The following is a 14,141-nucleotide window of genomic DNA, read 5'->3' as shown; positions in this document are numbered from 1 at the left end:
AAATTACTTGCCCAGCAGCTCGGCCGCGCCACCGGCGAAAAGCTCATCCGAGATGCGCGCGCCAAGATCGGCGGCTTCGGCCGCGGAGCCGGAGGCGGTGGCGGTGAGCTGGCGGGAACCGTCGAGCGCGAAGACGCCGCCGCGCACGGTGAGCTGGTCGCCGTCCCAGCGCGAGGTGGCGGCCACCGGCGCGGTGCAGCCGGCCTCGAGGCGGGCCAGCACGGCGCGCTCACCAGCAGCAGCGGCCGAGGCACGCTCGTCCACGATGGCGTCCAGGGCCGCGGCGGCCTCAGTGCCGGCCACGGCCTCGATGGCGAGTGCGCCCTGGGCCGGCGCCGGCATAAAGACGGAGGGTTCGAAGATTTCGGTGGCGCGGTCCGCGTAGCCGCCACGCAGCAGGCCGGCGTAGGCCAGCAGGACGGCGTCGAGCTCGCCGTCGGTGACCTTGGACATGCGAGTATCGATGTTGCCGCGCAGCGGGCGAATCTCCAGGTCCGGGCGGAGGGCGGCCAGCTGGGAGATGCGGCGCGGGGCGGAGGTGCCCACGCGCGCGCCCTGCGGCAGCTGCGCCAGGCTCAGACCATCGCGGGCGACGAGCGCCTCGCGGGAATCCTGGCGCTGCGGCACCACGAGGCGGAAGCGTTCATCGGGCGCGGTGGGCAGGTCCTTAAACGAGTGCACGGCAATATCGCATTCACCGGCATAGAGCGCCTCGCGCAGCGCCTGGGTAAATACGCCGACGCCGATGCGCTCGACCGGCGCCATATTGACGTCGCCGGCGGTGGTGACGATGTGGAGTTGGGAGTCAAAGCCGGCGTCGATAAGCCAATCGCGCACATGACCCGCCTGGGTGGTGGCGAGCTTGGAGCCGCGGGTACCAATCTGAAACATTTAGGCCTCCTTTGCCATGGTGGGCAGTTCATTGACGGCCACGGACACACCGGAGCCTTCCAGCTGCAAGCCAAAAAGCTCCTGCAGGGCGTTTTCGCTGCTGACGCTGCTTTCCGACGCCGCCAGCTTCTTCGCCCTAACCGTCGGTTCATGCAGCAGTTTATCGGCCACACGCTTGAGCGCGCGCTGAACGTCCTCGAGCTGCTTGCCCGCGAGCTCGGGGTGCTTGTGCTGCAGGCGCGCGGCCTCGCACTCGACGAGATCGGCCGCGCGGCGGTGCAGGGCGCTTACGGCCGGGGCGACGTCGCGCACGCGCTGGGCCGAGGTATAGGCCGCCAGCTCTTCGTCGACGATGTGGCGGGCCTGCGCGTGCGGGCTGCTCCCGGCCGCGACATCGGTATCGGCGGCCGAAAGCGACTTGCTCAGGCGCTCGATATTGACCAAATCCACGCCCTCGGCCGCGGCGGCGGCATCGTCGATATCGCGCGGCAGGGAGAGATCGATGAGCATGAGATCGCGGCCGGCGGGGAGGTCGGCGGCCTCGATGGTGAAGTTATCGGCGCCGGTGGCGGAGATGGCAAGGTCGACGTCGGAAAGCGCGGCGGCGCGCTCGGAAAAATCTACGACGCGGGTGGCAACGCCCGCCTCCTCGGCGTGGCTGGCCAAGCGCTCGGCACGCTCGCGGGTGCGGTTGGCCAGCACCAGCTCTTTGACGCCCAGCCGGCCGGCGTGGGTGGCGGCGAGCGACGCCATGGCGCCCGCGCCAAGGACCAGCGCGGTCTTGCCGGTCAGGTCTTCGGCGTCGAGGCGCTGCAGGGCCTGGTCGAAGGCGAAGGACACCATGGAAGCGCCGGCCTCGTCGATATCGGTCTCGGAGTGCACGCGCTTGCCCGCCCGCAGCGCGGCCTGCGCCAGCGCGTGAATGCGCGGACCGACCGTGCCCTGCTCCGAGGCGGACTGGTAGGCGCTGCGCACCTGGCCGATGATCTGCTGCTCGCCCACCACCATGGAATCCAGGCCGGAGGTCACGGACATGAGGTGCTCGGCCGCGGCGTCGGCATAGCGCACGTAGAGGTAGTTGCGCAGCTCCTGCTCGCCTACGCCCGAAACCTGGGTGAGCACGCGCACGACTTCCTGGACGCCGGCGTGGAAGGAGTTGGTGACGGTGTAGACCTCCATGCGGTTGCAGGTGGAGATAATCATCGCCTCTGACAGCGGCTCGGCCGCCACGAGTTGCCCGCAGGCGGAATCCTGGACCGCACTATCCATGCTCAGCTTTTCCAGCAGCGCCACCGGCGCCGACTGGTGGGACATGCCCACGACGAGCACGCTCATGCACAACACTCCTCAACCCTTTGATTGATTTGAATCCTCCAAAAGACTACCCGTCGGTGTCGCGGATCCCGAATCAACCGGCCAGCTCGGCCGCTAACTCCTCGTTGTCTACTTCCCAGCAGGCAAACTCTTCGCCGTCGATGACCACAACGGGCACGCGGTCACCGAACTCCATGGCCAGCTCCGCGTCCTCATCCACGTTACGCACGGCAAGCTCCGCGCCTGCCCGCTTGACGACGGGGGTGATCTGCTCCCTCACGCGCGCGCAAGAACCGCAGGTGGTGCGCACCATGAGCTCGACGAGATGCTGGGACATATTCTCCTCACAAGGACGGCAGCGGTTGAAACCATTACTATGGATACGTTAGTCCACCCCGCGTTTGCGAAAGCTGTTTGTCTCACTCGTGTCCGCTACCACTCCCCCAGGGTTCCCCGAATCCCCCCGCGATTTCTTGGCCAATTGGACCGCCTCGCGCGGTAACCTGCGTAATTTCTTGGAGACCCAAGCACTCGCTCCGCTGGATGAGGAATCACAGCGCACCGCCGGTGAGGCCGCGGCCGCCGCGGCGTTGGAGGAATTCGGGCTGGAACTGGAGGATTTCGCCTCCGGCGTGGACTCGGTCACCGGCTCCTATGATGCGGCTGGCGCCCAGCGCATCACCGCCCAGGACCCAGACGTGCCGGTAGATGTGGGCGCGGCAGCGTTTTTCGACGTCGACAACACCCTCATCCAAGGCTCTTCCCTCGTGGAATTCGCCTTCGGCTTGGCGCGCAAGCGCTACTTCCGGCTTTCTGAAATCCTCCCGATTGCGTGGAAGCAGCTCAAGTTCCGCGTCTCCGGCAGCGAAAATGCCAAGGACGTGGCCGCCGGCCGCGCGCAGGCGCTAGAGTTTGTCAAAGGCCGCAGCGTCGACGAGCTGGTGGATTTGTGCGAGGAGATCGTGGACGCCTCGCTCGCCCGCCGCGCCTACCCCGGCACCACGCAGCTGGCGGAGATGCACCTAGCCGCCGGCCAGCAGGTATGGCTGGTCACTGCCACCCCGGTCCAACTAGCGCAGGTGCTCGCCCGGCGCTTCGGGTTTACCGGCGCGCTCGGCACCGTCGCGGAGGTCAAGGACGGCAAGTTCACCGGCCGGCTGGTCGGCGATATCCTCCACGGGCCCGGCAAGAAGCACGCCGTGGCCGCGCTCGCGACCATCGAAGGCCTCGACCTCTCGCGCTGCACTGCGTATTCGGATTCCGCCAACGACGTGCCCATGTTGTCCATGGTCGGCACCGCCGTGGCCATTAACCCAGACCGCAAGCTGCGCGATATCGCTGGCGACCGCGGCTGGCTCGTGCGCGACTATCGCTCCGTGCGCCGCGCCATCCGCACCTATGGCCTGCCGGCGCTGGCCACCGCCGCCTTTTCCTATGGCGGCTGGCGCTACTACCGGCGGTAGCAAGGGCGGTAGGGGGCGCTGGGGGACGTCGGCAAGCATGCAAAAACCCTCCGCACAATGGCGGAGGGCAAGAAGCGGGCTGGGGTTTACTTGCCCAGCTTACGACGCTGCACGCGGGTGCGGCGCAGCATCTTGCGGTGCTTCTTCTTGGACATGCGCTTGCGGCGCTTCTTAATGACGGAACCCATGGAGTCCTCACTTTCGTGTAGTACGTACTGTCAAACTTGTCAGCGCTAAAACGGCGAAGGTGCACTCTTGCCGCCGTGGCCACACGGACCGCGGGCCACATCAGCGAGCCGACACGAATGCACACCATCTTACCCAGCACCCAGCCCGTGACCAAAAAGGCCCCGCGACAACAACAGTGAGAAACAACAGCGCCCACCACCGCTGGCCACGAGGGCCAACAGAGGTGGGCACTGTCTGTGCGGCGCGAGCCTAGGCTCCGTAGACGGAAGCCTCTAGGTACTCGTTGACGGCGGACTCGTGAACGCGGAAGGAGCGTCCGACGCGAACAGCCGGCATTTCGCCTGCGTGAACCAAACGGTAGACGGTCATCTTGGAGACGCGCATAATCTCGGCGACCTCCGCGATCGTCAGAAAGGTTCCCTTTTCTTCATTTGCCATATATATCTAACCCTTCAGCTCGTTACGCGCTGTAGGCTTCCCCTCCCACAGGACTTCACGCACGTGCTTGCCCTAGCCTATCGTGAAACATGTGACTAATGCGACCCAAGTGCCAAATTTTTTCACAGCATTCATTAGGGTTTCCCCTAAAAGCGCTGCTTAACACCCGCCCCAACACTCCCGGGCGGGTACACCCCCACCACGGGGAGGTCGCACACGGCGGCGCTAGCCGAGTTCCTTGGCCTTATCGGAGCAGGCCTCTGCCGCGCGGTAGAACGCGCCGCGCAGGCCGGACTCCTCCAGCTCGCGGACGGCGGCCGCGGTGGTGCCGCCCGGCGAGGTTACGCCAGCACGCAGCTGGGTGGCCGAGCGGCCGGAGCTAGCCAGCATCTCACCAGAGCCGGCTGCGGCCTGGGCGGCAAGCTTCTCGGCGACGTCGCGGGGAAGGCCGAGCTGTACGCCGGCGTCGACAAGCGCCTCTGCCACAAGGAAGAAGTAGGCCGGGGAGGAACCTGCCAGTGCGGTGGCGGCGTCGATATTCTTCTCTGGGATGACCGCTACCTCGCCGACAGCTTCCAGCAGCTCACGCACGCCGTCCATCTGGGCCTCGCTCACGTGCTCACCGGCCGCGCAGGTGCACATGCCGCGGCGCACCAACATGGGGGTATTGGGCATAACGCGCACCACCGGCACGCCATCGCCCGCCGCACCCTGCAGCTGCTCTAGCGTCAGACCTGCGGCCATGGACACGACCACGGCACCCTTGGCCGGCTCAAGACCTTCGAGCAGGTCCAGGATGGCGTAGGGCTTCACGCACGCGAAGATATAATCCGCGCCGTCCACCGCCGCTGCATTATCGCTGGTGGTGGTGACGCCATAGGCGTCTTGAAGTTCCTTGCTGCGGGATTCGGTGCGGTTGGTGACCGTGATATCCGAGCCCGCAAAGCCCGATGCTACGAGTCCCGAGGTCAAAGCCTCACCGATTTGTCCGCCGCCTAAAATTGCAATCTTTGTCATAGTCTCCACCATGCCAAAAATGCGGAACCCCGGCTACCGCGTGGGGTAACCGGGGCGTCGACAAGCGGGGCTTAGAGCATCACCAACAGCAGCGGGCCGAAGGTCAGGATAAGGCCGGTAAAGCCGGCCAGGAACATGGAGAATCCATCGCGCGCGGTGCGCAGGGCGTGCGTCACGCCCACCATAATTGCGGTGACGCACAACGCGAGGATGGCGACGATCAGGCGCGGGAAGCTATCCCACAGAATCTCAAAGCCCTTGAAGATGACAATCGCCAGCAGGATGCCCGCGACAATCATCAGCAGGATGGACACTGGGTTGAGCTTCTCGTGCTCTTCCTCGATCCACTCTTCGTCGTCCTCGACCTTGGGAAGGTTGCCGGTTTCCTCTGCACTCTTAGCGACGCCCGCCTTCTTCGACGCCGGCACCGCCGCTGCAGCGGCAGCTCCCGCTCCGGCCGCCTTCGCGCCCTTGTCGGCCTTCGGCTTTTCAGCAACGGGCTTCGCTGCGGTGGCCTTGTCCGCGCCGGACTTGTCTACGGTCGGCTTCTCGGCTGCGGCCTTCGCCGCGGCAGGCTTGGCGTCGTCCGCCTTCGCCTTATCCACGCGCTGGATTACCGCGGTGTCATCGGCAGAAAGCTGCTTCTTCTTCGCCGCCTCTTGTGCCGCGCCGGCAGAAGCCGACTTCTTTGCGGTGGGCTGTGCAGCCGACGGGGCGGACGCGGCCGGCTGTGCGGTCTGCGCTGGCTTGGCGGCAGCCTTGGCTGCGGGCCGGGAAGCAGGTTTGTCGGCGGACTTCTTTGCGGAGTCAGCATCGGTCGCGTCGGCAGTCTTGGGGGCGCGGATGACGGGAGCGTCCTCGTCGATAGAGACGGAGGTGTGCTTGGCCTCGGCAGGCGACGCTTCGACCTTCTTAAGGTTGCCGGTTAGCTCGGCAACGGAAATGCCGCCTTCATCGAGGCTGCGGCGGTGGCGGCGCGAACGCTTGTCATCCTTGCCGCCCTTCTCGCCGCGGGCCTTTTTATCGCGAGCCAGCAGCTCTGCCACGGTCAACTTGTTCTTGTCAGCCATGATCTCTTCCTATTCCAATCCCTTATCGGTCCGGCGCAAAATGACGCCCTCACGCAGCGCCCACGGGCAGATTTCCAGCTTCTCGATGTCCAAGGCTCGCATGGATGCCTCGGCCACCAGAGCGCCGGCAACGATTTGGTGCGATCGGTTAGAACTTACACCTTCTAGGTCCGCTCTGTCTGCCGCAGTCATGCGAGAGATGAAGGAAATCAACTGGCGCAGACCCGGTGCAGTCAACGTGCGCTTGACGTATGGGCCGGCAGATGAGGGGGCGGAACCGGTCAGGCGCGCCAGCGTACGGAAGGTTTTGGAGGTACCCACGGCAAGGCCAGCGGGGCCCATAGCCTTCATCTGCTGGGCGGCGTCTTCGAGCTCCGCATCGATATAATCTCGCAGCGCGCTGACCTTTTTCTTCTCCGGCGGGTCGGTATCGAACCAATTATGGGTCAACCGGCCAGCGCCCAGGTCGAGGGAGAACGCAAGGTCGGGGTGCTCGTCGGTACCGGTGGACAGCTCTAGCGAGCCGCCGCCGATGTCCAGGTTGGTAATGCGGCCGGCGGACCAGCCGTACCAACGGCGTGCGGAGAGGAAGGTCAGCTGGGCTTCTTCCACGCCGGAGAGAATCTGCAGGCGTACGCCGGTCTGCTTTTCCACCTCATCGAGCACGGCCTCCGAATTATGCGCGGAGCGCACCGCCGAGGTAGCAAAGGCGATAAATTCAGCGCAGCCCAACTTTTCGCCCAGCTCGCTCGCCTCTGCTACGGCGCTGACCAGCTTCTTTACACCCTTTTCATGGATGTTGCCCTTCTTGTCCAGTTGTTCTACCAGCCGGAGCGGGGTCTTCCAATCGCTCATCGGAGTGGGCCGCCCGCCCGTCGCGGCATCGACCGCAACGAGGTGGACGGTATTGCTTCCGACGTCTAATACACCTAATCGCACACTAATAGCGTAGTAGGTCTACCGTGGTTAGGTGTGAATCGCCCAAAATCTGACACGGTATACCTAGGTTTTCCCGCGAGCTCGCCCGCGGCGGCGTCGATAAGAGCGGGCCGCGAAGAGGCCCCCGATTTCCCGCGGGAGTGGTTTGAATTTACCAACCCGAACGACCCACACCACGTCTTTTCCATCGACCTGACATGGGTGGAATCGCACTACAGCTGCCAATTTGGGACGTCGGCATGCCGGGGCATCGATAAGAGCCAGCCCGACGTGGGCTGCTGCGTGCATGGCGCCTATATGGCCGATGAGGAAGACCGCGACCAGCTTTACGACGCCGTCTCGCGCATGCCTGCCAAGTATTGGCAGCTGCGCCCAGCGGGGGTAGATGAGTTCCTCGCGCAGGACGCTACGGACGAGTTGGAGCCGTGGCTGGAGTGGGATGAGCTCGACGGCGAGGACGGCGAACCGGAACCTGCGCTGAAGACACCCATTGTGGATGGCGCGTGCATTTTTGCCAACCGCGCCGGCTGGGCTACAGGTACGGGCTGCGCGCTGCACCAGTGGGCTGTCGATACCGGCGAGGAGCTCACGGTGGTAAAACCCGAGGTGTGCTGGCAGTTGCCGCTGCGCCGATACGAGGATTATGAAGAGCGCCCAGATGGGCAGGAGATTTTGCGCACGCAGATCGGCGAGTATGACCGCCGCGGTTGGGGTAATGGCGGCGAAGACTTTGATTGGTATTGCTCGGCTGATGCGGCCTGCCACGCCAACCCGCTGCCGATGTGGCAATCGCACGAAGACGAGCTGGTAGCGCTCATGGGCCGAGAGTCCTATGAGATTCTGGCCGCGCACTGCAAGGCACGCGCCGCGGCAGCAGAGCACGGCGTCCAGCTCACGCAGCACCCGGCCAGCGTGAAGGCCGGGAGCCTACAGGCAGGAAGCCAGCAGGCGGAGAGCTAGAGCTCGAATTTATAGCCCAGGCCGCGCACCGTAACCAGGTGCTTCGGACGGGAGGGCTGCTCCTCGATCTTGGAGCGCAGGCGCTTGACGTGAACATCGAGCGTCTTGGTGTCGCCAACATAATCGGCGCCCCAGATGCGATCAATGAGCTGGCCGCGGGTGAGTACGCGGCCGGCGTTGCGCAGCAGGTACTCCAGGAGGTCAAATTCCTTAAGAGGCATGGATACCGGCTCATCCGCGACGGTAACGGTGTGGCGTTCCACGTCCATCTTGACGCGGCCGCCCTCGAGGATCTGATCGGCTACTTCTTCCTCCACCTCGGTGTCGGCACCGGCGCCGGAATCGTGGCCGCGGCGCAGGACCGCGCGGATACGCGCGATGAGCTCGCGGGAGGAATAAGGCTTGGTCACGTAGTCATCGGCGCCAAGCTCGAGGCCGACGACCTTGTCGATCTCGGAATCGCGCGCGGTCACCATGATGACCGGCACGGACGATGTGGTGCGCAGCTGCTTGCATACCTCGGTGCCGGACATGCCGGGCAGCATGAGGTCTAGAAGGACGATATCGATGTCGTTAGCGGCAAACTTTTCCAGCGCGGTGGGGCCATCGTGCGCGATGATCGGCTCGAAGCCCTCCTTGCGGAGAAGGAATGCCAGCGGATCTGCCAGCGACTCTTCATCTTCAACGATGAGGATGGTGGTCATTGTGCTTTATCCTTTCGACGTGCTGCAACGCGTGCTACTGCACGCGGGAGCCCAGGCGCCGCCGCAGTGACGGCATCCTGATTCTCATTATCCTTCATGCCAGCATCCCGCGCTGGCTTTTCTTCCCTGTAGATAGGCAACTCAATGGTGAATGTAGAACCCGTACCGGGCCGAGACCACAGTTTGATGTTGCCGCCATGGTTGGCCACCACGTGTTTAACAATTGCTAATCCTAGGCCAGTGCCTCCGGTCTGCCGCGACCGGGCTTGGTCTACGCGGAAGAAGCGCTCGAAGACGCGCTTTTGATCATCCGGTGCGATACCGATGCCGCGGTCGGTGACGCGGATGAGCACGACCCCACCGTCCACGACTTTCTGGGAGACCGATACCGGCATCTTCTCCGGCGAATAGTTAATCGCGTTGGAGATGAGGTTAGATAGTGCGGTAACCAGCAGGGACCTATCTCCTTTGACCTGCACGCCGACGGAGGCGCCCCGGTTGAGCTCGATGGAGCGAGCCTCCGCAGCCAGTTGGTTGCGCGAGAGCGCTTCCTCGATGAGGTCATCGACGGCCAACGGTTCCATTTCCGGCAATGCCTCGGCGCCCTGCAGCTTGGACAGGGAAATAAGCTCGCTGACCATATCGGCCATGCGGTTGGCTTCCTTGTAAACCTTATTGCCAAAGTACTCCACGGTTTCCTGGTCACCGGGGTCTTGTAGCAAGGCCTCAGCCAGCAAGGCAATGCCGCCGACGGGGGTCTTGAGCTCGTGGGAGACGTTTGCCACGAAGTCGCGGCGGGCGGATTCCATGCGGACGTTTTCGCTCTCATCGGTGCCGTAGATGATGACAAAGCGGCCGTCGTTAAGCGTCAGCGGCTTAATTACCGCCTTGACCTGTGTGACGCGGTGGCCAGTGCGGCGCTTGGGAATGGCCAGGTCGACGGTGCGGGTCTCCTTATCCTCGAAGACCTCCTGCGCGGTCTGCCACACGTCCGGGTTCACGGCGCGATCATGCACCAGGGACATCTCGTGGGCGGCGGAATTGGACATGACGATTTCTTGGCTGCGGTCCAACACCGCCAGGGCCGTCGGCGAGCCTTGCACGGCCAAGTGCAGTACATGGCTGACCGTCGTGACCTGGTTGGCCTCGGCATCGCTGGCTTGGCGGTAGTGCGCAATGCGCCCGCGCAGCCAAGAAATCGCCGGCAGCGCCAGCCCGCAGGCCACCACGCCGGCGGCAAAGGAAAGAATTAATTCCACGTGTCTACCCTATCCACCACAAAGTCCCCAGGGAATACTCCCCGGGGACTGTGGCGCAGTTTCTTATTTACCGCCCTGCGCAGCAACGGCGGCGGCACCGGCAGCGGCGGCTTCCGGATCCAGGTAGGTGCCACCTGGGTTTACTACGGAGCCATCCTCGGTGATCTCATACACCAGCGGGATGCCGGTCGGAATATTCAGGCCGGCAATATCATCATCGGAGATATTGTCCAGGTGCTTAACCAGAGCGCGCAGGGAGTTGCCGTGCGCGGCGATGAGTACGGTTTCACCCTTCTTGGCGCGTGGGAGGATTTCCTCCTCGAAGTACGGAACGAAGCGGGCGACGACGTCCTTCAGGCACTCGGTCTGCGGGACCTTTTCCAGGTCGGCGTAGCGCGGGTCATTGGTCTGGGAGTACTCGGAGTCATCGGCCAGCTCCGGCGGGCGCGTGTCATAGGAGCGGCGCCATGCCATGAACTTTTCCTCACCGTATTCTTCCTTGGTCTCGGCCTTGTTCAGACCCTGCAGGGCGCCGTAGTGGCGCTCGTTGAGGCGCCAGTCGCGCACCACTGGGATCCAGTGGCGGTCGGCGGCGTTGAGTGCGATGTTTGCGGTGCGGATTGCACGGCGTAGAAGAGAGGTATAGAGGACATCGGGCAGAACGCCTTCCTGCGCGAGCAGCTCACCGCCGCGCTTGGCTTCCGCCTCGCCCTTTTCGGTCAGATCTACATCGACCCAGCCAGTGAACTGGTTGGACTCGTTCCACTTGGATTGGCCATGGCGAAGAAGAATCAGCTTTCCGTTAGTCATGTCTCCAGCATGCCACGAAATTATTACCGGCGTCAGGGTTTAATCCCCAATCGCCCGCCGTTGATGGCAATCCGGGACCTCGATGCGGCTGGCCTCGTCATAAATTTCTGCGAGCGCGGCGGCGGAGCTGGCCCAGCTAAAGCGCGCAGCGTGGGCAACAGCGGCTTCGCCCATGGCGATGCGCATGGGGTCGTCGTCAAGCAGGCGGGCTAGAGCATCGGCCCAGTCGGATGGGTCATGCGAGTGCACCAGCAAGCCGGTCTCCCCTTCGGCCACGGCTATGGGTAGCCCGCCAACGGCCGCGGCTACCACCGGCGTGCCAGAAGCCTGAGCCTCCAGCGACACCAGTCCGAAGGACTCGTTATAGCTAGGCACCGCCACAATATCGGCCGCGCGGTAGACCCCCACCAGCTCCTCTGGCGGGCGGGCACCCAAAAAGCGAACGCGCTTATCGACGCCCAACTCACGCGCCAATTCCCTATAGGACTCCGGCGCCGTATTGGCTCCCGATGGTCCACCACAGATGACCACGCGCAGGTTGCGGGCCGGTTCGCGGCGGAAGAGCTCGGCCGTGGCACGAATGAGGACCTCTGGGCCCTTGAATTTTTGCAGGCGCCCCACAAAGGCCACCACCTTGGTGTGCAGTGGAATGCCCAGCTCGCGACGGGAGCGCTCGGTATTGCGGTCCGTGCCTGGGGTAAATAGCTCGACGTCGGCGCCGGGCGAGACCACGCGAATGATGTCGCACTCGGCGTCGTAGTGCTCGGCTAAGTCGCGGGCCTCTTGCTCGGTATTGACCACGAGCAGGTCCGCGTTATCCACCAATTGCTGCTCGCAAATGCGGCGGGCCTCGGACTCCAAGGTGTCATCCGCCGTCCGAGAAGCGTTTTTTACCGCGGCCAGGGTATGGGCCGTGTGGATGAGCGGTATGCCCCAGAGATCCCGCAGTAGCCAGCCCACCTGGCCGGAGAGCCAGTAGTGCGAGTGAATGAGGTCATATTTCTTGCCCTGCCACTTGGCAAATTGCACCATGCCGCCTGCGAAAGCGGCCAGCTGGGTGGGCAGATCCTCTTTATCCAGGCCCTCGTACGGGCCCGCGACAATATTGATAACGCGCAGGCCGGGCTCGACCGCAATGATTTCGCCCTGGCTAGGCCGGGTGGCGCGAGTGTAGACGTCCACCTCTATTCCCCGGCGAGCCAGTTGGCGCGCACTATTGAGGACGTAGACGTTCATGCCGCCGGCATCCCCCGAGCCGGGCTGTTCAATCGGCGAGGTATGCATAGAGATCATGGCGATGCGCATGGCGCTCAATTCTACCGGCGCTATACTGGCCCCTGCCAGAAACCTACGCCACCGAAAGGTATAGTTTTGTCCGCATACGAATCACAGGCTTGGCTCCAGTATTACCCGGAATGGACACCGCACCACCTCGAGTACGGCGACACCACGTTGTTGGATATCTACGACAACAATCTTGAGGTCAACGCCGATAAACCGGCCACCTACTTCTTCGGACGTACCCAAACGTATGCGGAGCTGGACCGTCAGGTGCGCGCTGCGGCCGCTGGCTTGAAGGCCTTCGGTGTGCGCCCCGGTGACCGCGTCGCCATCGTGGCGCCAAACTCGCCGCAGTACATCGCGGCGTTCTACGCCATCTTGAAGCTGGGCGCCCAGGTGGTGCTGCACAACCCGCTCTACACCGCCCACGAGCTGGAGGGGCTCTTCCAGGATCACGGCGCGCGCATTGCCATTGCCTGGGATAAGGCAGCCCCGACCTTGGAGAAGCTGCGCGCAACCACCAACCTGGAAACGGTCGTGTCCATCAACATGATCAACGCCATGCCTACCTTGCAGCGCGCGGCCCTGCGCCTGCCCATCCCGCCGCTGAAGTCCAAGCGCGAGCAGCTCTCGTCCCCGGCGCCAAATACCGTGCCGTGGGAGACCTTGGTGGGCAACGCCATCGGCGGCGATGGTAGCGATATCACCACGCCGGAGGACGTGGACAAGGACACCATCGCGCTGATTATGTACACCTCTGGCACCACCGGCGCCCCGAAGGGCGCCATGCTCTCGCACGGCAACCTGTTTTCTAACCTGATGCAGGGCAAGGCGTGGGTACCAGGTTTGGGCGATAAGCCGGAGCGCATGCTGGCAGCCCTCCCCTTCTTCCACGCTTATGGCCTGACCATGAACGTGACCTTGGCGCAGTTCATCGGCGGCGAGCTAGTTATCCTGCCCAAGCCAGATATGTCGCTCATCATGCAGTTGATGAAGAAGCACACGCCGACCTGGGTACCGGGCGTGCCAACGCTCTACGAGCGCATCGTGAAGGCCGCCGAGGATCAGGAAATCCCCATCAAGGGTGTGCGCGCAGCCTTCTCCGGCGCGTCTACCCTGCCTTCGGACACGGTCAATAAGTGGGAGAACTACACCGGCGGCCTCTTGGTGGAGGGCTATGGCCTCACCGAGTGCTCGCCGATTATCGTGGGCAACCCCATGAGCACCGACCGCCGCCCGGGCTACGTGGGTATTCCGTTCCCGGATACCCAGGTGCGCATTGCCAACCCGGATAACCTGGATGAGACCCAGCCGGACGGCGTCGAAGGCGAGGTTCTGGCCCGCGGCCCGCAGATCTTCAAGGGCTACCTCAACAATGAAGAGGCCACCGAGGCCGCCTTCCACGGCGAGTGGTTCCGCACCGGTGACATGGGCGTCATGGAAGAAGACGGCTTCATCCGCCTGGTCAGCCGCATCAAAGAAATCATCATCACCGGCGGCTTCAACGTGTATCCGGGCGAGGTGGAAGAAATCCTGCGCGAGCACCCGAGCATCGATGACGTCGCCGTGGTCGGCCGCCCGCGCGAGGATGGCTCCGAGGACGTCGTGGCCTGCCTCGACCTCGCCGATGGCGCCGCCCTGGACCCGGAGGGACTCAAGGACTACTGCCGCGAGCGCCTGACCCGCTACAAGGTCCCGCGCACCTTCTATCACTTTGAGGAGCTGGCCAAGGACCAGATGGGCAAAATCCGCCGCCGCGAGGTCCAGGCAGACCTCATCCGCCGCCTCGAGGCCGAACAGAATTAA

At 63.9% G+C, this 14,141-nt stretch carries 15 protein-coding genes; 3 read left to right on the top strand and 12 right to left on the bottom strand.

The window, feature by feature from the left end; translation table 11 throughout:
- Positions 1–3: 3 nt before the first annotated feature.
- The 3 genes from hemC to QP941_RS08040 all read right to left on the bottom strand — a co-directional run bounded on the left by hemC (position 4) and on the right by QP941_RS08040 (position 2,542).
- Positions 4–891 (bottom strand): hydroxymethylbilane synthase, encoded by an 888-nt coding sequence (gene hemC, locus QP941_RS08050; protein WP_284868627.1) that lies wholly within the window; start codon positions 889–891, stop codon positions 4–6.
- Entirely contained in the window at positions 892–2,226 is a 1,335-nt protein-coding gene (locus QP941_RS08045) for a glutamyl-tRNA reductase (protein WP_284868626.1), read from the bottom strand.
- A 73-nt stretch (positions 2,227–2,299) separates the two neighbouring features.
- On the bottom strand, positions 2,300–2,542 hold the full coding sequence (locus QP941_RS08040) for a glutaredoxin family protein (protein WP_198492452.1): 243 nt from the start codon (positions 2,540–2,542) through the stop codon (positions 2,300–2,302).
- Positions 2,543–2,630: 88 nt separating this feature from the next.
- On the opposite strand from QP941_RS08040, the gene QP941_RS08035 reads away from it, so the two are divergent.
- On the top strand, positions 2,631–3,668 hold the full coding sequence (locus QP941_RS08035; RefSeq protein WP_005327220.1) for an HAD family hydrolase: 1,038 nt from the start codon (positions 2,631–2,633) through the stop codon (positions 3,666–3,668).
- A gap of 86 nt (positions 3,669–3,754) precedes the next feature.
- Here QP941_RS08035 and QP941_RS08030 read toward each other — a convergent pair whose 3' ends face one another.
- From QP941_RS08030 to QP941_RS08010, 5 genes are all read right to left on the bottom strand, one after another.
- Positions 3,755–3,856 carry a 30S ribosomal protein bS22 gene (locus tag QP941_RS08030; RefSeq protein ID WP_003855542.1) on the bottom strand — a complete coding sequence of 34 codons (102 nt, stop codon included), beginning with the start codon at positions 3,854–3,856 and terminating at the stop codon, positions 3,755–3,757.
- Positions 3,857–4,106: 250 nt separating this feature from the next.
- Complete coding sequence (locus QP941_RS08025) at positions 4,107–4,295, bottom strand: helix-turn-helix domain-containing protein (RefSeq protein ID WP_005276651.1); 189 nt, start codon at positions 4,293–4,295, stop codon at positions 4,107–4,109.
- Positions 4,296–4,520: 225 nt separating this feature from the next.
- Positions 4,521–5,312, bottom strand: coding sequence for a pyrroline-5-carboxylate reductase (gene proC, locus QP941_RS08020; RefSeq protein ID WP_284868625.1), 792 nt, complete (start codon positions 5,310–5,312; stop codon positions 4,521–4,523).
- 71 nt (positions 5,313–5,383) lie between these two features.
- A complete protein-coding gene (locus QP941_RS08015; RefSeq protein WP_284868624.1) occupies positions 5,384–6,382 on the bottom strand; it encodes an Rv0497 family membrane protein in 999 nt (332 codons plus the stop codon).
- Positions 6,383–6,391: 9 nt separating this feature from the next.
- Complete coding sequence (locus tag QP941_RS08010) at positions 6,392–7,321, bottom strand: Ppx/GppA family phosphatase (protein ID WP_284868623.1); 930 nt, start codon at positions 7,319–7,321, stop codon at positions 6,392–6,394.
- 33 nt (positions 7,322–7,354) lie between these two features.
- On the opposite strand from QP941_RS08010, the gene QP941_RS08005 reads away from it, so the two are divergent.
- Positions 7,355–8,281 (top strand): DUF3109 family protein, encoded by a 927-nt coding sequence (locus tag QP941_RS08005; RefSeq protein WP_284868622.1) that lies wholly within the window; start codon positions 7,355–7,357, stop codon positions 8,279–8,281.
- On the opposite strand, the gene QP941_RS08000 is transcribed toward QP941_RS08005, so the two are convergent.
- The 4 genes from QP941_RS08000 to mshA form a co-directional block, all read right to left on the bottom strand.
- Entirely contained in the window at positions 8,278–8,985 is a 708-nt protein-coding gene (locus QP941_RS08000; RefSeq protein WP_284868621.1) for a response regulator transcription factor, read from the bottom strand. The two genes, QP941_RS08005 and QP941_RS08000, sit on opposite strands and share 4 nt — an antisense overlap.
- Entirely contained in the window at positions 8,982–10,244 is a 1,263-nt protein-coding gene (locus QP941_RS07995) for a sensor histidine kinase (RefSeq protein ID WP_284868620.1), read from the bottom strand. The genes QP941_RS08000 and QP941_RS07995 overlap by 4 nt, the downstream gene beginning before the upstream one ends.
- Before the next feature lie 63 nt (positions 10,245–10,307).
- Positions 10,308–11,054 carry a phosphoglyceromutase gene (locus tag QP941_RS07990; protein ID WP_238800529.1) on the bottom strand — a complete coding sequence of 249 codons (747 nt, stop codon included), beginning with the start codon at positions 11,052–11,054 and terminating at the stop codon, positions 10,308–10,310.
- A gap of 39 nt (positions 11,055–11,093) precedes the next feature.
- Entirely contained in the window at positions 11,094–12,359 is a 1,266-nt protein-coding gene (gene mshA / locus QP941_RS07985) for a D-inositol-3-phosphate glycosyltransferase (protein ID WP_284868619.1), read from the bottom strand.
- Positions 12,360–12,425: 66 nt separating this feature from the next.
- Between mshA and QP941_RS07980 the strand changes: the two genes are divergently transcribed.
- A complete protein-coding gene (locus QP941_RS07980; protein WP_284766087.1) occupies positions 12,426–14,141 on the top strand; it encodes a long-chain-fatty-acid--CoA ligase in 1,716 nt (571 codons plus the stop codon).

It is taken from the genome of Corynebacterium sp. MSK150, from assembly GCF_030229215.1.
Lineage (GTDB): Bacteria > Actinomycetota > Actinomycetes > Mycobacteriales > Mycobacteriaceae > Corynebacterium.
The sequence above is the reverse complement of the archived record's forward strand: the minus strand, read 5'-3'. Positions and strand labels throughout refer to the sequence as shown.